The sequence below is a fragment of the Sphaerothrix gracilis Ecp01 genome, assembly GCF_030405905.1.
Taxonomy (GTDB): domain Bacteria; phylum Cyanobacteriota; class Cyanobacteriia; order Phormidesmidales; family Phormidesmidaceae; genus Sphaerothrix; species Sphaerothrix gracilis.
Map to the genome: position 1 here is coordinate 22,101 of NZ_JASATW010000024.1, position 23,530 is coordinate 45,630.

15 protein-coding genes and 1 pseudogene are annotated in these 23,530 nt (G+C 51.4%); 14 read left to right on the top strand and 2 right to left on the bottom strand.

The annotated features are described in order from the left end of the window. Positions 1 to 16 precede the first annotated feature (16 nt). The 11 genes and pseudogenes from QJQ48_RS21655 to QJQ48_RS21700 all read left to right on the top strand — a co-directional run bounded on the left by QJQ48_RS21655 (position 17) and on the right by QJQ48_RS21700 (position 17,117). On the top strand, positions 17 to 3,229 hold the full coding sequence (locus QJQ48_RS21655; protein WP_346293332.1) for a DEAD/DEAH box helicase: 3,213 nt from the start codon (positions 17 to 19) through the stop codon (positions 3,227 to 3,229). Between the two features lie 5 nt (positions 3,230 to 3,234). Further along, complete coding sequence (locus tag QJQ48_RS21660; RefSeq protein WP_346293333.1) at positions 3,235 to 4,071, top strand: SWIM zinc finger family protein; 837 nt, start codon at positions 3,235 to 3,237, stop codon at positions 4,069 to 4,071. A gap of 157 nt (positions 4,072 to 4,228) precedes the next feature. Further along, on the top strand, positions 4,229 to 9,049 hold the full coding sequence (locus QJQ48_RS21665; RefSeq protein ID WP_346293334.1) for a PAS domain S-box protein: 4,821 nt from the start codon (positions 4,229 to 4,231) through the stop codon (positions 9,047 to 9,049). Positions 9,050 to 9,482: 433 nt separating this feature from the next. Then, positions 9,483 to 10,124: pseudogene (locus QJQ48_RS28400) on the top strand (ABC transporter ATP-binding protein); the annotation flags it as partial. A gap of 75 nt (positions 10,125 to 10,199) precedes the next feature. Next, entirely contained in the window at positions 10,200 to 10,637 is a 438-nt protein-coding gene (locus QJQ48_RS28470) for a Wzt carbohydrate-binding domain-containing protein (protein ID WP_487247702.1), read from the top strand. A 69-nt stretch (positions 10,638 to 10,706) separates the two neighbouring features. Continuing rightward, positions 10,707 to 11,501 (top strand): FkbM family methyltransferase, encoded by a 795-nt coding sequence (locus tag QJQ48_RS21675; RefSeq protein WP_346293336.1) that lies wholly within the window; start codon positions 10,707 to 10,709, stop codon positions 11,499 to 11,501. Between the two features lie 12 nt (positions 11,502 to 11,513). Then, positions 11,514 to 12,434, top strand: a complete 921-nt coding sequence (locus tag QJQ48_RS21680) for a sulfotransferase family protein (RefSeq protein ID WP_346293337.1) — start codon at positions 11,514 to 11,516, stop codon at positions 12,432 to 12,434. Between the two features lie 155 nt (positions 12,435 to 12,589). Next, entirely contained in the window at positions 12,590 to 14,011 is a 1,422-nt protein-coding gene (locus QJQ48_RS21685; protein WP_346293338.1) for a hypothetical protein, read from the top strand. Next, positions 14,002 to 15,150, top strand: a complete 1,149-nt coding sequence (locus tag QJQ48_RS21690) for a glycosyltransferase family 4 protein (RefSeq protein WP_346293339.1) — start codon at positions 14,002 to 14,004, stop codon at positions 15,148 to 15,150. Before QJQ48_RS21685 ends, QJQ48_RS21690 begins: the two co-directional genes overlap by 10 nt. After that, entirely contained in the window at positions 15,147 to 16,265 is a 1,119-nt protein-coding gene (locus QJQ48_RS21695) for a glycosyltransferase family 4 protein (RefSeq protein ID WP_346293340.1), read from the top strand. Before QJQ48_RS21690 ends, QJQ48_RS21695 begins: the two co-directional genes overlap by 4 nt. 39 nt (positions 16,266 to 16,304) lie before the next feature. Next, complete coding sequence (locus QJQ48_RS21700; RefSeq protein ID WP_346293341.1) at positions 16,305 to 17,117, top strand: hypothetical protein; 813 nt, start codon at positions 16,305 to 16,307, stop codon at positions 17,115 to 17,117. A 4-nt stretch (positions 17,118 to 17,121) separates the two neighbouring features. On the opposite strand, the gene QJQ48_RS21705 is transcribed toward QJQ48_RS21700, so the two are convergent. Next, positions 17,122 to 18,072, bottom strand: a complete 951-nt coding sequence (locus QJQ48_RS21705) for a glycosyltransferase family 2 protein (protein ID WP_346293342.1) — start codon at positions 18,070 to 18,072, stop codon at positions 17,122 to 17,124. Positions 18,073 to 18,125: 53 nt separating this feature from the next. Then, positions 18,126 to 19,073 (bottom strand): glycosyltransferase, encoded by a 948-nt coding sequence (locus QJQ48_RS21710; protein ID WP_346293343.1) that lies wholly within the window; start codon positions 19,071 to 19,073, stop codon positions 18,126 to 18,128. Between the two features lie 598 nt (positions 19,074 to 19,671). On the opposite strand from QJQ48_RS21710, the gene QJQ48_RS21715 reads away from it, so the two are divergent. From QJQ48_RS21715 to QJQ48_RS21725, 3 genes are read left to right on the top strand one after another with little or no spacing between them, the layout of a single operon-like run. Then, complete coding sequence (locus QJQ48_RS21715) at positions 19,672 to 20,541, top strand: ABC transporter permease (RefSeq protein WP_346293344.1); 870 nt, start codon at positions 19,672 to 19,674, stop codon at positions 20,539 to 20,541. Positions 20,542 to 20,577: 36 nt separating this feature from the next. Further along, complete coding sequence (locus QJQ48_RS21720) at positions 20,578 to 21,252, top strand: acylneuraminate cytidylyltransferase family protein (protein WP_346293377.1); 675 nt, start codon at positions 20,578 to 20,580, stop codon at positions 21,250 to 21,252. Positions 21,253 to 21,269: 17 nt separating this feature from the next. After that, entirely contained in the window at positions 21,270 to 23,513 is a 2,244-nt protein-coding gene (locus QJQ48_RS21725; protein ID WP_346293345.1) for an N-acetylneuraminate synthase family protein, read from the top strand. The last annotated feature ends 17 nt before the right edge of the window (positions 23,514 to 23,530 follow it).

Below are 23,530 nucleotides of genomic sequence, written 5' to 3' on the forward strand. Positions count from 1 at the left end.
ATGCAGGCGTAAACTGATGAAAATACTCCACGGCACTTGGATTCCTCACGCTTCAACTGATTTCATTCAAGGCGGCACCTTCTATCTATGGGTCGAGACTGAGACCAAAAGCCGCCGCCTGCGCAAATCGGGGCAGCCCCATCCGCGCCAGCTCACCCGGGCTGAACTAGCGGAGTTCCTCACCGCAGAACTCGGCATTAAACCTGCACCGAACCGGAAACTAGAGGACCTAATTGCGCCGCAATACTTCCTACTGCCCACCGCTGAGGAAATGCCGCTGCCGTCCCTCGAACTCTCCCGCTACCTGGAAGCTGAACCGCCTGATGAGTTCGACTGGCAGTATTGGCAAGTGGATTGCTATCCCGCGATCGCCCATCAGAGCTACTCCACTGCTTGCAACGCCATCAGCCTGCTCAACGATCTCCACTTCATTGCCCTCTATAACTTAGCCGACGAAGTGCAGCTCGGCGCTGATCTGCTGTTTTGGTATCACTACACCCAAGCCTTCAAGCAGGTGATTCTGCGGGATCAATACATTCCGGCGCTGAAATATCGGGAGCTAGCTGGCAGCCGCAAAACGGCGAAGAAATCTGCCAAATCGAAAAGTAAGACTCAAAAGTCCCCTGAGTTTGAAATCTACCCTGGCTGGGAGCTGATTGGCGATCGCTACGAAAGCACCCTGCAGACCTACTTAGAGTACATGCCACTGGTCTGCACTGCCGGATTTGCAGGGCCGCAGGAGGCTCCCAGGTTTTATGACCCGGCAGCGCTGCTACGCCACTTCTCGGAATATCTGCTCCACGATATTGTCACCCGCACGCCTACTACTAACGCCTTTGATAAAAAGATCGACGGTTCCCTAATCCAGCACTGCTTACGCCCTAGTGCTAGTCATCCACCTTGGAAAACGCCGACTGCCTTAGAGCAATATCAGCAGTGGCAAGCCTGGCGCGATCGCATTCGCCGCTCGCAGACGGCTGCTCCGTTTCATGTTTGCTTTCAGCTCCAGGAACCGCCAAAGCCGGAAGACCCCTGGCAGATCCAGTTTCAGGTTGCGCCCAAAGATGACCCCTCCCTGCGCATCTCACTGCTGGATTTTTGGCGGCTGCAGGGCGATCGCCAGCAGCAGATGGAGCAGCACTTTGGCGAAAATTTTGAGCAGCATCTGCTAATGAATCTGGGCTACGCCGCTCGCATTTATCCCGCCTTTTGGCGCGGCCTAGAAACCGACCAGCCCGTAGGCATATTTATCACATTGGAAGCAGCTTTTGACTTCCTGAAAGAGTCGGCCTGGGTGCTGGAAGATGCTGGATATAAAGTGATTATCCCGGCCTGGTGGACGCCGAAAGGGCGGCAGCGGGCCAAAGTGCGGCTAAAGGCTAAGGGCAAGTCTATTGGTGGTAATGACAAAGCTAAGAGCTACTTTTCCCTCGATACGCTGGTGCAATATCAGTATGAGCTGGCGATCGGCGATCAGCCTGTGAGTCAGCAAGAGTGGAATCAGCTCGTCAATGCTAAAGCGCCGCTGGTGCAGTTTCGGGGCCAGTGGATAGAGTTAGACCAAGACAAAATGCGGCAAATGCTGGAGTTCTGGCAGCACAAGCGACAGGAAGATCCAGAGATGAGCCTGCTGGAGTTTATGAAGCTGGCGGCAGAGGGCGATGAAGCCGTAGAGGTAGAGTTCGAGCGAGACGACACCCTCAGCGACATGCTCACCCAGCTCCAGGACAAAAGCCACCTGTCCCTGACGCCAGACCCAGATCAGCTCCAGGGCAACCTGCGGGACTACCAAAAGCGGGGGCTTTCCTGGCTGCACTATTTGGAAAGTTTGGGGCTCAATGGCTGCTTAGCTGATGATATGGGCCTGGGTAAAACGGTGCAGGTGATTGCCCGACTGGTGCAGGAGCGAGAGCTAGCGGCTCAGGAAGGCATCAAGCAGATGCCGCCGACGCTGCTGATTTGCCCCACCTCAGTCGTGGGCAACTGGTATCATGAACTGGCAAAGTTTGCGCCTCACCTGAAAGCAGTCGTGCATCACGGCAGCGATCGCCCCCAAGAAGCCAAAGCTTTCAAAGCCGCCTGCCGCAGCCATGACGTGCTGATTACCTCTTTTACCCTGGCCCGCAAAGATGCCAAACTGTTTAGCCAAGTCACCTGGCACCGGGTCGTCCTTGATGAAGCCCAAAATATTAAAAACCCCAAGGCCGCCCAGACCAAAGCGATTCTAAAGCTGTCAGCCAATCATCGACTCGCTCTGACCGGAACGCCCGTGGAAAACCGGCTGATGGATCTCTGGTCAATTTTCAACTTTCTCAATCCTGGCTACCTGGGCAAGCAGGCCCAGTTTCGCAAACAGTTCGAGCTACCGATTCAGAAAAATAACGATCCGCAGCGCTCGATGACGCTGAAGAAGCTGGTAGAGCCGTTTATCCTGCGGCGCGTCAAAACAGACGAGTCGATCATTAAAGACCTGCCCGACAAAGTTGAGCAAAAGCTGTTCTGCAACCTCACCCCAGAGCAGGCATCCCTCTACGAAGCGGTGATCAAAGACATTACCGGCCAGCTCGAAGCTGCCGAGGGCATTCAGCGCAAGGGCATGATTCTGGCGACGCTGACCAAGCTCAAGCAAATCTGCAATCATCCTCGCCAGTTTTTGCAAGACGAGAGCGACTTTACCCCAGAGCGATCGCATAAGCTCAGCCGCCTATTGGAAATGCTCGCGGAAGTCATGGCCGAGGGCGAAAGTGCCTTAGTGTTTACTCAGTTTCGAGAAATTGGCGACGCTCTAGAGCACTATCTGCGCCATACCTGCCACTACCCCACTCACTATATTCACGGCGGCACTAACCGCGACAAGCGGCAGCAGATGATCGCCCAGTTCCAAGATCCTGAAACTGAGCCGTCGGTGTTTGTGCTGTCGCTCAAGGCGGGGGGTGTGGGCATTACCCTGACGAAGGCGAATCACGTCTTCCATTTCGATCGCTGGTGGAACCCGGCAGTAGAAAATCAGGCCACTGACCGGGCTTTTCGTATCGGCCAAAAGAAAAACGTATTCGTCCACAAGTTTGTGGCGATGGGAACGTTGGAGGAGCGGATTGATCAGATGATTGAAGACAAGAAAAAGCTGGCCGGGGCGATTGTTGGTTCAGATGAGTCCTGGCTGACGGAGCTGGATAATAATGCTTTTCAAAAGCTAATAGCCCTGAATAAGCAGGCGATTTTGGAGTAGAGATCATGGCCCAGATGAGTCGTACCTGGTGGGGGCAAAAGTTTATCGCCGCCTTAGAAGAGATTTCAGACTCGGCCCGCCTCAGCCGAGGTCGCAGCTACGCCCGCAATGGCAAAGTGCTGGATTTTCAGATTGTAGACGGCACCGTCACCGCTCAGGTGCGCGGTTCGGTCAATCCCTATTTCGGGGTCTATAAAGAGCCTCTGTACCATACCAGCATTGAGTTTCAGCCAATTAGTAAGGCCAAATGGGCGGCAGTAGTCGCGCTGATGGCCTCCAAAGCCAGCCTCATCTCCCGGCTGATGCTCAATGAAATGCCCGAATCGATTGAAGACAGCTTCGTCACTTTGGGACTGCCTTTTCTGCCCAAAAGCAAACAAGATTTTTCCACCGACTGTTCCTGCCCGGACTGGAGCAACCCCTGCAAGCATATTGCCGGAGTGCATTACCTGCTAGCGGCCCAGCTCGATCGCGACCCGTTTTTACTGTTTGAGCTGCGGGGGTTATCCCGCGAGGCGCTACAGGCAGAGCTAGCTAAATCCCCGCTGGGGCAGGCACTGGCAGAGGAGCTAACTGCCCAGCAGCAAGCGCCCCAATCTGCCGAGAGCTATTTCACCCGGCCAGCCGTCACAACGGTTGCAGATAGCGATCTGCAGCGCTTTTGGCAGGGAGAAAAGCGACTGCCCCAGTCAGTTGAACCAGCTTCAGCGGCGTTAGTCTCAGCCGTTATGATTAAAAAACAGGGTGATTTTCCGGCTTTTTGGTCACGGGAAAATTCGTTTATTGACGCCATGTCAGAAGTTTATGAGCGAGTCAAGGCAAAGAACAAAGATTTGCTCTAGTACTTTTGGCTGATGGCTGGCTGAGGCAGCCACCAGCTCTGATCAGAAAATACGCGGATCCGCCCATGAAAATTCAGTATTTTTAGGGTTAAATTAGCCCAAACCTCTAGAGAAAAGACCGAATATAGACGCTTACAAATCAAATATAGACGCTTACATGGATATTTTTAGGGGATCCCAGCTCCACGCTTTGACGACTGAACAATCACAACAGAGCCTATCACCCGATCATTGCGACCAGCCGACAAATTGGTGTCCCCTCACGACAAAGATTGCCCAACAAATTCAGCGATCGCAGGCGCTAGAGACTATTGAGCAAACCGCCGTAGCTGCGGTGCGGGATCTGTTGGGTTGCGATCGCCTCTGGATTTGTCAGTTCGATGCTAACGGGAGCGGTCAAATCGTAGCTGAGGCCGTCTTGCCGGCCCATCCATCGCGGCTGCATCAGACAGTCGCACATCCCGCCCTAGAGGCTCACTGGCTTGAGACCGACCTAGAGCAGGGGTTTTTAGCGATCGCTGATGTGGCAACCGCCAACCTAGAGCCAGAACAGACAGCACTGCTGGCCCAGCTTCAGGTCAAAGCCAGTTTGACGGTGCCGATTTGCAACCAGACCCAGCCGTGGGGGCTGTTGATGGCCCAGAGCTGTACCGGGCCGCGACAGTGGCAGACCTGGGAAGTTGAGGGTTTGCAGCAGGTGGCCTTACAGCTCAGCATTGCTGTGCATCAGGCGGCCCTAGCCGAGCAGCTCCAAGCAGCAAAGCTAGAACTTGAAACTAGCGCAGCGCGGCAGACCCAGGAGATAGAAAATACCAACCAGCGGTTTTTAGAAGAGGTTTATGAACATACCCAGGCGGTGGCCGCAATCCGGCAGCGAGAGGTATTTTTGCGCCAAATTCTCAACAGCCTGCTGACGTTTGTTGCGGTGATAACGCCCAAGGGCAAACTGCTAGAGGTTAACCAGGCTCCCCTAGAGATTGCCGGACTAGTGCGCGAGGATGTCATCGGCCAGTCCTTCGCGGAAACTTACTGGTGGGGCTATGAGGCCGCCGCTCAGGAGAGAATATGGCAGGCGATCGCCCAGGCCCAGCAGGGAAATGTCGTTCGCTTTGACATTGCGGCGCAGGTAAAAGAGGGGCGGCAAATCATGGTTGATTTTTCGCTCGCGCCGATTACTGATAGCGCCGGGAACATTACCCATCTGACGGCCTCTGGCATTGATATCACCCATCGCAAACAGGCCGAAAGCGAGCTCAGCCAGAGCAAAGAACAGCTTGAAGACTTTTTTGATAACGCCAGCGATCTGATTCAAAGCGTTTCCCTGCGCGACGGTCACTTTGTCTATGTCAATCGCGCTTGGCGAGAAACGCTGGGGTATAGCGCTGAGGAAATCGCCGCCCTCACCATTTTCGACATCCTCGCTCCGGAGTGCCTCCCCGGCTGTCAGGCGCTCTTTGGGCAGTTGCAGGCAAATACAACTCAGGCCGCGAAACACCTGGAAGTCATCTTCCTGGCAAAAGACGGACGCAAAATTCTGCTAGAGGGAAATATCAACACCCAATATCAGGCAGGAATGCCCCTCTATACTCGCGGCATCTTTCGAGACATAACCGCCCAGCGGCAGGTACAAATGGCTCTGCAGGAGCAAGCCGTTATCCTGCGCATCTTCTATGAGACATCTCCGCTGATGATGGGCGGCGTGGAACTCTCAGCCGATGACGACATTCTGCATACGTTTCATAATCCAGCGACGGTTGAATTTTTTGAAACCACGCCAGAAGCCCTGACGAATAAGTGGCTTAGCGAACTCGGCGCACCTAAGGACTTAGTGCAGCTCTGGGTTTCTCACTACCGCCAAAGCCAGCAGCAACGACAGCCCGTGCAGTTCAGCTATAAGCACACTGCCAAGTCTGAAACCTGCTGGCTGCTTGCTACCGTGTCTTACATTGGCATTGCAGAGAGCGATCGCCCCCAGTTTTCCTATATTGTTCAGGATATTTCTGAAAGAAAGCGGCTTGAAGCAGCCCATCAGCAGACAGAAGCCATCAAGCAGCAGGTCGAACGGGTGGGTAGCGAACTCAAGCTGCTAGAAAATATTCTAGATGTGATCTTAGCTGGCTACTGGGACTGGGATATTGCCCATAATCAAGAATATTTCAGCCCTGGCCTCAAACGCATGTTTGGCTACGAAGATCACGAGCTGCCAAACTCACCGGAAACCTGGCAGCAGCTTATTTTGCCTGAAGATCTCCCTGGCGCTTTAGCCTGCTTTGAGCGCCATGTGCAAAGCCACGGTCAGGTGCCTTACTATGGCGAAGTCCGCTATCGCCACAAGGATGGTTCCATCGTCTGGGTTATTTGCTCAGGTCAGGTAATTGAGTGGGACGAAGCGGGTCAGCCGGTAAGAATGATCGGCTGTCACGTTGATATCACCGAGCGCAAACAGACTGAAGAACAGCTCCGGCAGAGCGAAGCCACCAATCAGGCGATTCTATCAGCCATACCTGATTTGCTGCTGCGAGTCGGACGAGATGGCACCTGCTATGACTTCTTTGCCCCCAAAACTCAGGACAAAGCTTTTCTACCCATTCAGCAGAACCTAGCCGAGGTGTTGCCGCCAGAGCTGCTGCAGAGAAATTTGGCTGGAATTGCAGCCGCCTTAGCTAGCGGCAAGTTGCAAGTATGGGAGCATGAGCTGAAAAAACATGGAGTGCTGTGCGCCGAAGAGGTTCGCATCGTGCCCTGTGACGTTGATCAATGCCTAGTGATTGTGCGCGATGTGACTGAGCGCCGCAGAACTGAAGAGACGCTGCGTAAAAGCGAAGCTACCAACCGAGCACTGATCAAAGCGGTTCCCGACTTTTTGATGCGGATGCATCAAGACGGCCTGCAGACAGAGATTCTCAATCAGGATCTGATTCAGGACCTACATCCTGGCAAGTCAGGGAAGGAAATTCAAGGAACTTGGGTCACAGACATGAGGCCGCCTGAAATTGCTCATGAGCGGATTCAACTGGCTCAAAGGGCTTTGGCAACGGGAGAAATTCAGCGACAGGAGTACAGCTTTTGGATTCAAGAAAAGATTTGCTACGAAGAGGCTCGTATCCAACCGCTAGGAGGGGATGAAGTCCTAGTCGTTATCCGGGATATTACCCAGCAAAAACAGGCAGAACTGGATTTAAAGCAGACAAAAGAGCAGCTTGAGCTTTTTATTCACGCCACTTCAGAAGGTTTTTGGGACTGGGATTTGCTCACTGGCGAGATTTACTTTTCTCCCCACTGGAAGGAAATGCTGGGCTACCGCGATCATGAACTGGCAAACACGCTGCAAACGTGGGAATCACTCATTTTAGAGGCCGATCGCTCTGCCCTACTGCAGCTCTTAGAAGACTATCGCCGCGGCAAGATAGACCGTTTTTCCACCACTCAGCGCTTTTGTCACAAAGACGGCTCCATTGTGCACATTCTCTCACGGGCTATTCAGCTCAAAAATGAATCAGGGGAGGTAGTGCGGATAGTCGGTAGTCATCTAGATGTGACGCCAACTATCGAGATGCAGGAGGCTCTTAAAGTTTCAGAAATGCAGCTAGCTGGCGTCCTGAATAGTTCGCTTGACGGCATCATGGCGTTTCGCTCCGTGCGCCAGCAGGGCCAAATTGTTGACTTTGAATGGCTGCTATGTAATCCGGCGGCTTGTGAAGTAGTAGGTCGCTCCGCCGAGCAGCTCATTGGTAAACGCATGTTGGAGGAACTGCCGGGAAATCGCGAAGAAGGGCTATTTGATCTCTATGTGCAGGTCGTCAACTCAGGCGACCCGGTTCAGCGGCAATTTTACTACGACCATGACGGTATCGACTGCTGGTTTGAAAATATTGCCGTTAAGCTAGGGGACGGCTTTGCAGTTACCTTTCGTGACATCACTGAGATCAAACAGTCGGAGACTGCCCTACAGCAAGCCAACCTGCAGCTTGAGGGGCGCGTAGGGGATCTGAAGCAGCGTAACGTAGAGATGATGCTGCTGAGCGAAATGAGCGAGTTTTTGCAGGCTTGTCTGACGATTGAAGAAGCCTGTGCCGCCATCACCTGCCTCGTAGACCCCTTGTTTCCCGACTGTTCTGGCGGCATTTTTATCACCAGCGCTTCCCGCAACCGGGTTGAGAGCGTAGCCTCTTGGGGGAGTCAGCTCAAGTCTGAAAAGAGCTTTGCCCCCAAAGCCTGCTGGGGTCTGCGCCGCGGCCGAAGTCATACTGTTGTTCAAGAGCGTTCCGGCCTGCGCTGTAACCACGTATCTGCCGAGGCTGAAGTTTTCACAACGCTTTGCATTCCGATGATTGCCCAGGGAGAAACTCTAGGCTTGCTCCATCTCAGCGCTGAGAATGCAGAGGCGCTGCCAGAATCTAAGCAGCAGCTAGCCCGCACCGTTGCGGAGCAGATCGCCCTAGCTCTAGCCAATCTGCATCTGCGAGAAACGCTGCAGCATCAAAGCATTCGTGATCCGCTGACGGGCCTCTTTAATCGTCGCTATTTGGAAGAATCGCTCAATCAGGAGGTCGCGCGATCGCAGCGGCATAAGCATCCTATTGGCATCATCATGCTGGATGTAGATCACTTCAAGCGATTCAACGATACCTATGGGCATGACGCGGGCGATCTCGTCCTGCAGGCGGTGGGACAGTTGCTCAGAGACATTACGCGCGACTCAGATCTTGCCTGCCGCTATGGGGGCGAAGAAATGATCTTGGTTTTACCCGAATCCTCTTTGGCAGAAACACAGACCAAGGCTGAGAGAATCCGCCAAGCAATCAGCCAGATGTCGCTGACGCATCAGGATCATCTTTTAGAAAATTTGACCATATCGCTAGGCGTGGCCTGCTTGCCGCAGCACGGCAAGACAAGCACTGCTGTCATTCAAGCGGCTGACACCGCCCTTTACAAGGCTAAAGCCTTGGGTCGCAATCAGGTAATTGCGGCTTCCTAAGCCAGTGCGATCGCTGCAGCTAAGTCAGTCACGATAAACGGAGTTGCTAAGCGCAACCGTAGCTTTGTTGAATTTTTGCCTCATCTGGCTCTCAGTTGCATGAGAGTTCAATAAAGATGTCAGGTAGCTGATTCAGCTATAGACCACCTCTTCAGTACTATATAGCTTGCTGATCCGTTCTTTTCTGCCAAATAATAGGCATATTTTTTCAATCTAAGCCGCAATTTCAAAAAACAGTGATTTCTGTTACCAACAGAGCTTAATTTTAATCAATTAATCACTCAACAACTTTGCAAAACAGTATGTGGGCAAATTGGCATCAAGCTATCCGGCTATGACTGAAACACTAATTCAGGTAGATGGAGTTTCTAAAAAGTTTTGTCGCGATTTAAAGCGATCGCTCTGGTATGGCTTACAAGATATTAGCGGCGAGATGCTGTGTCGAGAAGCCTCTAAAGACGCTTTACGTAAAGAAGAATTTTGGGCTTTAAAGGATATCTCGTTTGAGCTAAAACGGCAGGAATGTCTAGGGCTAATTGGCAAAAATGGCGCAGGTAAGACTACGCTGCTGAAGCTGATTCACGGCTTAATTAAACCAGATCAGGGGCAGATTACGCTGCGGGGCCGCATGAGCGCCCTGATTGCGTTGGGTGCAGGTTTTAACCCAATTTTGACCGGACGAGAAAACATCTACGTCGGCGCTTCTGTTTTAGGCTTGAACAAAGCCGAAATTGACCAGAAAATTGATGAGATTATCGACTTTGCTGAAATTTGGGATTTTATTGATACCCCCGTCCAGAGCTACAGTACGGGAATGCAGGTCAGACTCGGATTTGCGATCGCTACCGCTTTAGAACCCGATATTCTCATCTTAGACGAAGTCTTGGCAGTGGGCGATTTAGCCTTTCGCAGCAAGTGCTATAACCGCATCGGCGAACTGCGACAAAAAGCAGCGGTTATTTTAGTCTCCCACCATATGGATCAAATCGTGCAGACCTGCACGCACACGCTTTTGCTGAAAGAGGGTCAGTGTTACCACGCCGGCGATGTGCAGACAGGGGTTAAAACCTACTATGAAATTAACCATAATCTAGAAGGTCAAAGCAAAAGCGAGTTTGAGCGCTTATCGCCCAGCATCACATCAGTCTCAGTGCGGGCAGAAGCAAATAGTAACTGCTTACTTGAAGCAGAACCTGCTGTTTTGACCTACAACAATTATCTCAAAATTACGCTGGAGTTTGAGGCCGATCAAAAATTTGACAACATTACCTTAAGATTTGCCTTTTACAACGTCTTGGAGCAGTTTGTAGCTGAGTGGCACAGCAAGTTTCAAAATATTGAGCTAGATATACAGTCAGGTAAAAATCAGTTTGTTGTTGACATTGGCCCGATTAACTTAAAAGCAGGACATTATAAAATTAGCACTCTAGTGCATGACCATACGGGTATTTACAGCTTGGTTTGGCTTTCTAAAAGTTTGAAAATTTTTATTGAGGGTGAAATGAGTGGACATGCTCCCTGCCAGCTAAATTCAGCGAGTGATGTCGCTAAAGCAGTCCGATCAGATATTGAGTCTAAAGCAAAATAGGAGTTACTGTCTTTTAGCATTTTTTAGACTAAGAAATAAACAAAATGATGATGTTTTCAAATGATACTAATGAATCAGACTTTTGTTAGACACTGGATCATAGAAAAAGCTGCCGCTTTTGTTTATTTCAGTTTAGTTAAATTTTTACGATTATTCGATCGAGCAGATGGCGGTGGTAACAGTCTGGCTGGATTCCTATTTGACTTCCTGTATGATGACTATCGAATTAAGGGTTGTCGGTTTGAAATTCCAAAGAAGCTAACTACGCGCAGTTTTCGCTCCCGCTTTTTCTACAAAGGCTATGAAAGCAGAGAAGTTTTTTTAGTTGAAAAATTCATTCAGCCAGGGGACAACGTTCTAGAATTAGGTGCCTGTTTAGGCGTGATTTCCTGCCTCACAAATCGCAAGCTGTCAGACCCTCAAAAGCATGTGGTAGTCGAAGCCAATCCTCACCTAATTCCCTGGTTGGCGAAGAATAAAGCCAAAAATCAGTGTCAGTTCGTCATTGAACACTGCCTAGTTTCTGACACATCTGACGGTGAGTTCTTCATTCATCCGCTAATTGTCGGCGGCAGCGCCAATCGCCAGACCGGGCAAAAAGTTCAGGTACCCGTCAAAACTTTGAAAGCTTTAGAAGAAGCTCATGGCTTTACCTTTTCAGCGCTAATTTTAGATATTGAAGGCGGTGAACACGATTTCTTGGTCGAAAATGCAGCTGATCTCGGCCACATCAAAACCATTATCGTGGAATTTCATGACTGGATTATTGGCAAAGAAGCGATCGCCATCTGCACTGACTTGCTCTCTAAGAATGGATTTCACTGCGCCTTCAAGCAACAATGTGTCGAAGTCTGGCAGCGCTAGCCCTATTTCATCATGAAGCCTGATTTTATTTGTATTGGTGCGATCAAGAGCGGCACTACCTGGCTGCATCACAATTTGCAGCAGCATCCCGAAATTTGGCTGCCGCCCATTAAAGAGCTGCGCTATTTCAATGAGCCGGAATATAACCTGAGGGGGCGTCTGTTTGGCAGAGATCAAAAGCGTTATGAATACTGGCGGATGCAGGTTAGGTTTTTCTGGCAAGACAAGCGAGCTTGGCTGCGTCCCGGTCATCTGAGCTGGTATCTAAACTACTTTTTCATGCCGCGCAGTCCTCAGTGGTATAGCTCTCTTTTCAATTGGGGACAAGCCAAAATCACAGGAGATATTACGCCGCTCTATGCAACGATGCCAGAAAGCAATATCGCCGCCCTTCGAGAGAACTTTCCTGACATCAAAGTCATCTACATTCTCCGCAGCCCGGTTGAGCGCACCTGGTCGCATATTCTTCTTAGATGTATCAGCTTAGTTAACTGGCAGCCCCAAAATCTAACCGCAGAAATCGTCAGAAAAACAGTTTTTGAGCGGGACTTGCAAGATAAGTGGCTTTTCGCCAATAGTCAGTACATCAAAAATTTAGAAATTTGGGAACGCTATTTTAGCCCTGAGCAAATGCTGATTGGATTTTATGACGATCTAAAACGAGAGCCAAAGCTGTTCTTAAAAAGAATTTATCAGTTTTTAGGCGTTGACAATATGGACTTTTACCAAGCCGATACGCTAGCTACTCAGTTCAATCAAAAGCCGATTCAGCTACCCATTCCGTCAGATATTGAAGCAATTTTTTCTACCTACTACTTAGAAGAATTAGAAAAGCTAGAGCATCGCTTCGGAGGTGTGACCACAAGCTGGCTAGAGCGATCGCGGGCTGTTCTGGAAAAGGAAAACTCTAGTTGCCAAATAGAGGGTCAATAAACGATGCCGGAGGGCGTGTCAGGCGAAGCCGTAACGCACCGAAGGCTTTGATGCATGACTAATATTTATGTCGCTGAAATTTGCCAATCGTGCTAGCAAACTTTAGATTTCCGAATCAAGGGGTAGCTGAAGCCTTTGCCGCAGCGCAAGTGTTGTTGTATAAGACTTCTCCCAGTCTGCAACACTACTTTTACAGTTTGCAAAAACATGTGGGCTTCAGTCCTGATTCCCTCCCCCAAACGGTTTATGCACCACCGCCAAGACGACTCTCAGCCCTAGCTAGAACTGCGCAAAGCCTGACTACTGCAGTTCCTAAACGGTGCTATCGAGCTGATGTGGTCGTCTGTGGCATCTGGCTATGGGCGCGGCAGCAAGAAGACGAGCTAATCATTCGCTTGTTGCAGAGTCTGCTGCAGCAAGACATTCGGATTTTATGTCTGCTGCACAAGGGGATTAGCGTTGGGATTGCCCGCAGATTGCAGCAGGCCACAGCTGGGCAATCTCTGCCTGGACGGCTGGATTTTTTAGACCCTGCTGGTAGACTAGGACGGCTAGATGCCCGCTTTCATCTAGGCATGGCGCGGCAGCGATCGCGAAAAGACTTTGAGCGCGTGCGTCAGATTCTGGCTCCGCACGGTATCTGTGTGTATGACAGTGCCCTGCCAGAATTTGAGTGGGCCGCCGCCCGTTTAATGGAGTGGGAAGCATGGGCACCCCAGATTGAGTTTGAAACCGCTATAGTTCGCTGTCACTGGCTGCCTTTGTGCAGCGCCGTGGCGCAGACCGGGCTGCAGCGTCATAAGAAGGTCGTTACGCTACAGCAAGGTGTGGTAGGACATAGCTTAGACATCCCTATTCTGGCGCACCAGTATCTTTGCTTTGGGGACAGCTCAGCTCAGCTCCTTAGCCAGATGGAGTCTACTTTTGCCGATGCGACTCAGCGAGAAACGGTCTGTCAGGAATATGTACCTGTAGGATCTCTGTTTGATCCCGTTGTGGACTTGAGCCATAATTTCAGCCGGAAAACAGTTTTGATTCTCGATCAGTCCACTCGCTGGGCCACTCATCTGTATGGTTTAGCTGAACAGGAGGCAGCCCTGCGGCATCTGGTAAGGATGCTGTGTCAGCAGGCAACTGACCTGAAGCAAGTCATAGTGCGGCCCCATCCGGCAGCAGCAGACCGACAGCAGTGGCCACAAATTGCCGCCCAGTTTCCCGATCGCTGCGAGATTTCTGCTGCTGCCTACAGTCTGACAGACGATCTGCGCCGCGCCTCTGTGACCGTTAGTCTGTTTAGCGGAGCCTCGGTAATCGCGGCAGCTAGCGGACTGCCTTCGTTCTTTGTCAGCACGCCCAACGGCTACTACACTCAGGATTTAGCCTGCTGCGCGTCTCAGTTTTTGCCGCCCGAAAAACTGAGTAGCATTCTAGCGCGGCTCTGTACTAATGAGACTTTCTATGCCGACTGGCAAGCTCAGTGCCGCCAACAGGCAGCCGCTTACTACGCCCAAAATCAGACCTGCCGGTTTGACCCAGCTCTCATCAAAAAGATTTTGGCTAAGGACATATGCGACTAGGGATCTACTCGACTATCAACGGTCTGGCCTGGGGAGCCTCGGAGCAGCTTTGGTCACAGGCCGCTCTGGTACTACAGGCTCAAGGGCATCAGCTGGGCGTGAACTATCCGTGGTACCCAGACTGTCTAGAGGGGCTGGCCGAACTTCAGGCACAGGGAGGAACCATTTTTTGGCGGCAGCGACCCGTAGGCGGCGTGGCCGAGAAGGTACGTTTTTTCTTCTACAAGGTACTGCTAACCCTAGAACGCCAGCATGATCGCTGGCTGTTGCAGTTCGCGCCGGATTTCGTATTGATTTCCGTCAGCTATCACACGGAAGATGTCAGCATTGCCAAAGCCTGCCTGCGCCATAACATTCCTTTTGCCATCTTGCTGCACTGTGCCAGCCCCAGCGACTGGATTACGCACTTTCAGCTCCAAACCCATCGCAGCGCCTATTTAGAAGCGCAGCGCTGTTTCTTTGTCTCGGCTGAGAATCAGACCATCATGGAAACGCTGCTGGCGGCAAAGCTGCCGCAGGCGCAGATTGTAGACAATCCCCTGAAAGTGGAGCAGACAACGATACTGCCTTGGCCCCAGCCCGATCCGGTTTGGCGACTGGCCTGTGTCGGACGAATTCATTTTCGCTCTAAGGGCCAAGATCTGATTTTGCAGGTGCTGCAGCAGGCTCAGTGGCGCGATCGCCCGGTGGAAGTTGTCTTTTGGGGGCGAGATCAGGGCAATCAGCAGCAGCTTGAAGAATTGGCTCGTCTCTACGGTATTCAAGCCAAAATTTGCTTTGGCGGCTTTGCTAACTCACCGGCTGAGATTTGGCGTCAAAGTCATGCCCTGCTGCTGCCATCGCGGTTTGAAGGAATGCCGATGGTAACGGCTGAAGCAATGCTGTGTGGACGCATCGCCATTGTCACCGCCTGCGGGCGCAATCCGGAATGGGTCGATGAAGGAGAAACCGGGTTCCTGGCCGCCGCGCCGACGGTGGCTTGTTTAGGAGAAGTATTAGAAAAAGCCTGGCAGCGCCGCCACGACTGGCAGGAAATGGGAGCCTTAGCGGCTGAGCGGCTACAGCAGCGATACAGCCACCACCCAGTTCAAGAATTCGTCGCTGCCCTAGAAAAAATGCAGCCGGAGGTGCCGTCATGAGAATTGGCTTTTACTCCACCATGACGGGGATTGCTTGGGGAGCCAGCGAATACCTCTGGTCTGAGACCGCCCTGCTGCTGCAACAGCGAGGCCACACCGTCGGCGTCAACTATCAGTGGCAGCGGCGCTGTCCGCAGCGGCTCGCTGAGCTTCAATCGCGGGGGGGCAAGCTCTTTTGGCGGCATGGCCTAGTCGATCAGGTGCAGCAAAAATTTACCAATACTCTGCCTTGGGAACAGCGTCATCGGCAATGGCTGCGACGCTTTGCGCCTGACTTTTGCCTGATTTCGGCCGGATCTCACACCGACAATATGAGTATTGGTGGCGTAGCCCATCGGCTAGGCATTCCTTTTGCCACCTTAGTCCACTGCGCCAACACCAGTCACTGGATTACAGAAGCTACTCTAGAGCAGCACCGGCAAGCCTACCTGAACGCTCAGCGCTGCTATTTTGTGTCGCAGGAAAATCGAGACATTTTAGAAATTCATCTGGCAGCAAAGCTGCCCCAGGCTGAGGTGGTAGACAATCCGCTGCAAGTGACTCTGACTGAGCCGCTGCCCTGGCCTTCATCGGAGGTCTGGCAGCTAGCCTGCGTGGCCCGTCTAGGCTGCTGGCAGAAAGGGCAGGATTTGATTCTAGGCATGCTGAAACAGACGAAATGGCGCGATCGCCCGCTGCAGGTCACCTTTTGGGGAGCCGATCAGGGCAATCAGAGCCAGCTAGAAGACCTCGTGCAGCTCTATGGCTTACAGTCACAGGTCAAATTTGGCGGCTTTGCTCAGCCTGAAACCATTTGGCGACAGAGCCACGCTCTGCTGCTACCGTCGCGCTATGAGGGGATGCCGATGGTGACGGCTGAAGCGATGCGGTGCGGGCGCATTGCCATTGTCACCGCCTGCGGGCGCAATCCAGACTGGGTGGATGAGGGAGAAACCGGATTTTTAGCGACTGCGCCTACCGTAGATTCCCTTGATCAGGCTTTAGAACGGGCCTGGGCCTGCCGCCAGCGCTGGCCACAGATGGGACACCTCGCGGCCCAGCGGATCCGCGATCGCTATAGCCCCGCTCCGGTACCTGCATTTGCCGACGCCCTAGAAGCGTTGACCCAGTCATGACTCAGATTTACCAGAAAATTCGCGGGAGGGGCTGCCACCATGCCTAATCTAAAATCCAATCTGCTGCTGGAGACTTTAGAAAAAATCTGGCAGCCCAGCGATCGCATTGCCATGCTGCACTATGGTCGCTGTGGCAGCACGGTCTTAGGCGATTTGCTGGGCCAGCATCCCGATATTTTCTGGGACTCAGAGGTGTTTGAACGCCTGTATACCCAGCAGCTTTGGGAATCGCGCTGGCTGAAAGAGCCGCTGTCGCTGCTGCGGCTGCGGGTAGGGCTAGCCTGGCTCACCCGCAGGCAGTGCTACGGCTTTGAAACCAAGTGTCATCCGGCCTATCATCTGCGCAAAGCCATTTTGAATACGGTACCCGCCCAGTACATCAGCGATCTGAGGCAGTTAGGCTATCGCCACTTTATCGGGCTGAAGCGCCAGAACTATCTGCGACAGTATGTTTCGGAAAAAGTGGGACAGCAAAAAGGCAAAGTCTGGCACCAGCCCGCCGGAACCCAGGCCCAACTCGAACCCATTACCTTAGACACTGACTGCGTTCGGTTTGGCTACTACCAGATGCCCCTACTTGACAGCTTTGCAGAGCGCGATCGCGGTTATGCCGAGCTAGAAGCGATCCTGGCCGGCGATCGTGCCCTCTGGCTCACCTATGAAGATGACATTCTCAATAATCCCAAACAGGGCTATCAGCGAGTGTGCGACTTCATTGGCCTGCCGGTTCACCCTGTCACCATCAAGCGCAGCCGCACCAATCCCTTTCCCCTGCAAAAAATACTGCGCAACTTTTCTGAGGTAGAAGCCTGTTTGCAAGGAACGCCCTATGAATGGATGCTCTACGACTAGCGGTTTAAGTTGCTGGCTGATCGAGCCGTAGGGTTTGACGCAGAAACTGAGTCAGGCGAGGAGGCAGCACAATTGCACCGACCAGTCGCGGGTTGAGAAAGCAGCGAGGATTGAGCCGATAAGCCGCTAAAACGTGCTTGCGCGAGGTGGCCAAGTTTCCGGCCCTAAACGCCTGCCAGGCCCAGAGCAAATGTAAGACCAGCGGATCGCCGTAGCCCTTGCGACTGCCAAACTGAGGCAGTTTTTGATCGGTCAGTCCCCGACGGGCGATCGCCTCTTCGACAATGCTCACGGCATCGACGACCTGCTGTTGGTATTGGGTATGATTGACGCTTTTGAAATGGACCCGGTAGTGCAGCAAAACCTCTGGCAGGTTAGCAAGCTGCCCCACTTCCCCTAGCTGTAAGTAGAGCTGTAGATCTTCGTTGGTGGGGCGCGCCTCTGAATAGCCGCCAATCTCAGCCAGCGCCTGCTGCCGCACCATCAGCGTTGGGTGAGTAATGGCGCCTCCTAGACCCGCTAAAAGCTCCTTTTCAATCTGCGGGTGAGACTGGTGATGACCGCGCAGAGCGATGGGCCAGCCATCGGGATCAATCAGCAGCACCTCAGAACCGACCGCCACGACCTCCGGGTGGGCCTCCAAAAAGGTCACCTGTCGCTCAAATCGCTTGGGCAGACAAATATCATCGGCATCCATGCGAGCCACAAACTCCCCCTGACACAGCCGCAATCCCTGATTGAGGGCCGGGGCCAGTCCTTTGGGGAGTTGCTGATAAATCCGCAGCCGAGAGTCGGGATACTCCTGCAAGCGCTCTACGGTGCGATCGCTAGAGCCATCGTCTACCACAATCAGCTCAAAATCGCTGAAGGTCTGATTTAGTACACTATCAACGGCTAGCTCAATGTAGTCTTCGCCATTATGAACGGGCATCACGACGGATATTCTAGGCTTCATTGTTTAGCGCCGTAGCGGCGGAGGTAAACTGCAAGTACAGGTTCAAACCGAAACTATGAGCGCCATAACAGGATCAGTCGCTGATAGACCAGCGGCGGCAAGGCCAGCGCCGCCAGAATTTTGACAAACACTCTGACAGTCATCCCCAGGCGATGAGTTAAAACTGTCCAATCAGCCTTGAGCGCCTGCCAGTAATAGTGAGCTGCTAGCTGTCCTTTTTCTCTTCCAGAAGCGCCATCAGCCGCTTTGAAGCAGAGATATTGGTAAAAGTTAGCCAAGCTCTTTTGCTTGAGCGGCTGCAGCACATCGGGGGCTTGCTCAAAAGAACGATTAATCACCTTAAGCGTTTGGGCTTCCTGACGAGGCAGATTGGCAGAAACTGAACTGGAACCGCAAATTCTGTAGAGAATGCCCAGCTGCGCTACAGCCACGAAGGGGTAACGGGCCGCTAACCGAATCAGCAAGTCCCAGTCCTCCGGGCCATGCAGCGATTCATCAAAGCCACCAACCGCTAAAAAGGCTTGACGACGAATCATCACGTTGGAGCCGCTTTCTGAAAAATTTTGCACTAAAAGCTGAGCATAGACGTCGCCGCTGAGCGTCACGCGCCGATCGCGATCGATCAGGCGATCGGCCTGATCAATATAGTTAGTCCAGCTATAGGCGATCGCAGCTTGAGGATTTGCCTGCAGAGCCGTGAGCTGCGCGGCCAGTTTGTCAGCTACCCACAAATCATCGGCATCTAAAAACGAAAGATAAGCCCCCGAACTGTGGCTTACCCCTCGGTTACGGCTAGCGGCAACCCCAGCGTTGGGATAGGAAAACAGCTTCAACCTCTCGTCTCTCAGCTCGGAAATAACCGCGAGGGTTTCATCTGTCGAGCCATCGTCAATAACGATTAGCTCAAAATCCGTCAGGGTTTGCCGCAAAACGGATTCCAGCGAGGCCCGAACTGTTTTAGCGCCGTTATGTACCGGAACAATGACAGAAACCAGTGGCATGGGACAGAACCAGCAGGGTTGCCTAGAGCAGTTTTAACGAAGTACCGAGCTGCTGTGCCAACTTATCTCAGCTACGTAGGTACTCGGCAGAAAACCAAAGACTGAATATTTAGAAAATGTAAAGCTGGTTTTATCAGCTCTAACTACTTTCAACAGCTCAATCCTATGTGCTTTAGCGTAGAGCAGTTTTAGATTGATGTCATAGGTTAAGGGAAACTTTATATAAGTCCTATCCAAAAACTAGCAAAGTTGATTTGAGCTTTAAATTGCAGCGGCTTATTACTGATAACTTAACTCAAGACCTTAATTTTCAGAGGAGGCCAATCTAAAAAGCGATTAAGAAAAACTTGTTTGAAAAGAAATATACTAACTCATTTAGCATTCGCTCAAATATCTCCTCTAATCCTCTTTAAGAAGGAAGATTAGCCTAAAAATTTTCTTTTTAGAAGGGAACTTAGGAGATTGAATAGCGTAGGTATTTGCCAAGAATTCTAGGAGTTACGCAGCCCAAAATTCGAGTGCTAGTGGTAGAGATAGGATCCCCCCTGCCCCCATTAATCAAGAGGATCCCGCAATGAGTTCAAAATGAGCAATAGTCATGCATCAGAAAGATTGCGGTCAGGCGCTTCCTATCGTTGTTCACAGCTACAGGAGTAAGCTTAAAGATCCGCGACAGCTTGCAGCAGAAATGCTCCAGGATCTTCGGTCTTCTCGCGAGCTAGCTTGGAGGCTGTTAGTCCGAGATATCAGCGCTCAGTATCGACAGTCCTACTTAGGCTTTTTTTGGGCTTTTATTCCTCCCATTGTCATGGCAGTTGGACTTACCCTGGCCAGCAATGCCAAAGTGATTACCTTCAGCGAAACTGACGTCCCCTATCCGGCTTACGTCATGTTCAATACGGTGATTTGGCAAACATTTGTAGAGGCAGTTCAAGGACCGATTCAGGCCGTCACCCAGGCTAAGCTGATGCTAGCTAAGATTAATTTTCCCCGCGAAGCCCTTATTCTGGCCAAATTAGGGGAAGTCGGCTTCAATTTTGCCATCAAGCTCGTTTTAATTGTAGGACTCTTTATTTGGTTTCATATACCCGTCAGCTGGACTATAGTTTTAGCCCCTGTCGCTTTGATCCACTTGATTTTTTTAGGAACCTTAGTAGGGGTATTTTTGGCCCCTTTGAGTGCCCTTTATCAAGATTTTTCCAAAAGTCTAACGCTGCTGACTGGATTTTGGCTGTTTTTAACTCCCGTGATCTATCCAGTTCCCCAGGAGGGGACTTTTAGCTGGTTGGTTAGGCTCAATCCGGTTACGCCACTCCTAGTTACCCTGCGGGAGCTGACTACCGCCAGCGAACTTTCTAGTCCGGTTGGATTTTGGATTGCTAGCGCGATCGCCCTTATCGGTTTACTGCTGGCCTGGGTCATTTATCGACTAGCGATGCCGTTTGCGATTGAACGCATGAGTTCTTAGAGCTAAGCCTAGATTGTGAATCGATCAAATTCTCAGTTGGAAGTTATTGCAATCATTCCGGCTCGCGGTGGTTCTAAAGGAGTTCCCCGCAAAAACGTGCGGCTGCTGGCAGACAAACCGCTAATTGCTCATTCAATTTTGCACTGTCACGATGCTCAATTGATCAGTCAAGTCTATGTTTCCACTGATGACGATGAAATTGCGCAGATTTCTCAGTCCTATGGAGCAGCAGTCATTCACCGCCCAGCGGCATTAGCCAGTGATGAAGCCACTTCAGAATCTGCTTTGATTCACGCTCTAACAGAGATTGAGTCGATCGGATTTTCGCCTAGCCTAATCGTTTTCTTGCAATGTACTTCGCCTATTAGATCAGGCCAAGATATTGACGGCGCAATCACAAAATTGCGTCAAACCGGGGCCGATTCACTGCTCTCTGTTTCTCCCTCACATCGATTTCTCTGGCAAAGAGTTGACGGCAAGGCGATACCAATCAACTATGACTGCCAGCAGCGACAGCGCCGCCAAGAGATGAATCCTCAGTATGTTGAAAATGGTTCTATCTATGTCTTTAAGCCCTGGGTTTTGAAAGAGAGAGGCAATCGCCTGGGCGGAAGAATTGAGCTGTTTGAGATGGATGAGCTTTCGGCCTGGGAAATTGATAGCTTAGCTGAATTTGAAGTCATAGAAACGCTGCTAAAGCGTCATCATTAGACTAGGTAATTAGCCTTATGATTATCGAAACTCAACTGAAAAAGTACATCATCTTTGCTGAAGATAGTATCGTTGATGCCTTAAGAAAAATTAGCGATAACAAAAGCCGCATCATCTTCTCTGTCACTGAATCTGGGGTACTTGAGGGCATCGTTACTGATGGTGACTTTCGCCGCTGGCTAGTACGGCAAAATAGCATCGATCTCAATCAGCCTATTTCTAGCATTTCCAATAAAGACTTTAAGTTTGCTTTTTTTGACGCAGAGCGTGACAGCATTCAGGCAGCTTTTTCCGAAAAAATTGAGTTTATTCCTTTACTCGATCGTAATCACCGCTTGGTAGCGATCGCCCGCAGCCGTCCCAACGGGATTCAGCTAGGTGATTTTACCCTAAACGCTAAGTCTCCTACGTTCGTGATTGCTGAGATTGGCAACAACCACAATGGCAGTCTAGCTAGGGCCAAAGCACTGGTAGACGCCGCTGGCGCCGCCGGTGCCAACTGCGCCAAATTTCAGATGCGTCACCTGCCTTCCCTATATCGCAATGGTGGTCGGGCAGAAGATACCCGCGAAGATCTAGGATCGCAGTACACGCTGGATTTGCTCCGCCGATATCAGCTCAGTCCGGCAGCCCTGTTTGCAACCTTCGACTATTGCCAGGAAAAAGGGATTTTACCGCTGTGTACTCCCTGGGACTTCGAGAGCCTGAGACAGTTAGAAGCTTATGGACTGTCGGCTTACAAAGTAGCTTCGGCGGACTTGACCAATCATGACCTGCTAAGCGCGCTGGTCAAAACTGGTAAGCCGCTGATTTGCTCTACAGGCATGTCTACGGAAACGGAAATTAAAGAAACCGTAGCGCTGCTGAAACAGTTAGGGGGTTTATATGTCCTGCTGCACTGCAACTCTACTTATCCAACCCCCTTCAAAGACGTGCAGCTCAACTACCTAGAGCGACTGCAAGAGATCGGCGACTGTCCGGTGGGATACTCTGGCCACGAGCGGGACATCTACGTGGCGATCGCGGCGGTTGCTAAAGGGGCCAAAGTCATTGAAAAACACCTCACTCTTGATAAAACTCTGGAAGGCAACGATCACAAAGTCAGCCTGCTCCCTCAGGAATTCAAAAATCTAGTAACGGGCATCCGACAGGTTGAACAAGCTCTGGGAACGACCGAGGCACGCCAGATCAGTCAGGGTGAGCGGCTGAATCGAGAGATTCTGGCCAAGAGCCTCATAACGCGGTGCGACCTGCAGCCGGGAGAAGTGATTACAGCCGAGATGCTAGCGGTTAAAAGTCCAGGACAGGGCCTACAGCCCAACCGCAAACTGGAGCTGATTGGGCTACCGGCCAAGAGACCGCTCAAGGCCGGTGACTTTTTCTTCCCCAGCGATCTGCTCGATCGGTCAGCCCAGCCTAGATCCTATTGCTTTAAGCGCCCTTGGGGACTGCCAGTGCGCTATCACGACTTCAAATCAATTTTGGCGAAGTCCAATCCTACCCTGGCTGAGTTTCACCTCAGTTACAAAGATATGGATGAGGATATTAGCCAGTACTTTGATCAACCCTACGATCTAAAACTGGTGGTTCACAGCCCAGAACTATTCGCCAATGACCACATTCTCGATCTCTGCTCGGAAGATGAACGCTATCGCCATCAGTCCATCGAGCAGCTCCAGCGGGTGATTGACATTACGCGATCGCTCAAACCCTATTTTCAATCTGAGCGGCCCCAGATTGTCACCAACGTGGGAGGGGTCACTGCCGAAGCGCCACTCTCGGTGAGCGATCGAAAAAAGCGATATGAGCTATTGCTAAACAGCCTGTCAGCACTAGAAACCAAAGGTGTGGAAATTATGCCTCAAACCATGCCGCCTTTTCCCTGGCATTTCGGCGGACAGCGATATCACAATTTATTTTTGGACTGTCAAGATATAGCCGACTTTTGTGGCCAACAAGGGTACCGAATCTGCTTGGATGTTTCGCACACCAAGCTAACCTGCAACCAGCAGCAATGGTCCTTTAAATCCTTTATTCAGCAGGTTGCGCCTTATGCTGCTCACTACCATATTGCCGATGCGAAAGGAGTAGACGGCGAGGGATTACAAATTGGCAAGGGCGAAATTGATTTTTTCGCGCTAGCAGAAGATCTAAATACTCTCAATCCTACAGCTTCATTTATTCCAGAGATATGGCAAGGCCATAAAAATGGGGGTGAAGGATTTTGGCAAGCACTAGAACAGCTAGAAAGATGGTTTTGATCTAGCAGCTAGCTCAA

Excerpts from the sequence above, each read along its gene's own strand:
- QJQ48_RS21655 (WP_346293332.1), top strand. The coding sequence starts at position 17 with ATGAAAATACTCCACGGCACTTGGATTCCTCACGCTTCAACTGATTTC.
- QJQ48_RS21660 (WP_346293333.1), top strand. The coding sequence starts at position 3,235 with ATGGCCCAGATGAGTCGTACCTGGTGGGGGCAAAAGTTTATCGCCGCC.
- QJQ48_RS21665 (WP_346293334.1), top strand. The coding sequence starts at position 4,229 with ATGGATATTTTTAGGGGATCCCAGCTCCACGCTTTGACGACTGAACAA.
- QJQ48_RS21675 (WP_346293336.1), top strand. The coding sequence starts at position 10,707 with ATGAATCAGACTTTTGTTAGACACTGGATCATAGAAAAAGCTGCCGCT.
- QJQ48_RS21680 (WP_346293337.1), top strand. The coding sequence starts at position 11,514 with ATGAAGCCTGATTTTATTTGTATTGGTGCGATCAAGAGCGGCACTACC.
- QJQ48_RS21690 (WP_346293339.1), top strand. The coding sequence starts at position 14,002 with ATGCGACTAGGGATCTACTCGACTATCAACGGTCTGGCCTGGGGAGCC.
- QJQ48_RS21695 (WP_346293340.1), top strand. The coding sequence starts at position 15,147 with ATGAGAATTGGCTTTTACTCCACCATGACGGGGATTGCTTGGGGAGCC.
- QJQ48_RS21700 (WP_346293341.1), top strand. The coding sequence starts at position 16,305 with ATGCCTAATCTAAAATCCAATCTGCTGCTGGAGACTTTAGAAAAAATC.
- QJQ48_RS21705 (WP_346293342.1), bottom strand. The coding sequence starts at position 18,072 with ATGAAGCCTAGAATATCCGTCGTGATGCCCGTTCATAATGGCGAAGAC.
- QJQ48_RS21710 (WP_346293343.1), bottom strand. The coding sequence starts at position 19,073 with ATGCCACTGGTTTCTGTCATTGTTCCGGTACATAACGGCGCTAAAACA.
- QJQ48_RS21715 (WP_346293344.1), top strand. The coding sequence starts at position 19,672 with ATGCATCAGAAAGATTGCGGTCAGGCGCTTCCTATCGTTGTTCACAGC.
- QJQ48_RS21725 (WP_346293345.1), top strand. The coding sequence starts at position 21,270 with ATGATTATCGAAACTCAACTGAAAAAGTACATCATCTTTGCTGAAGAT.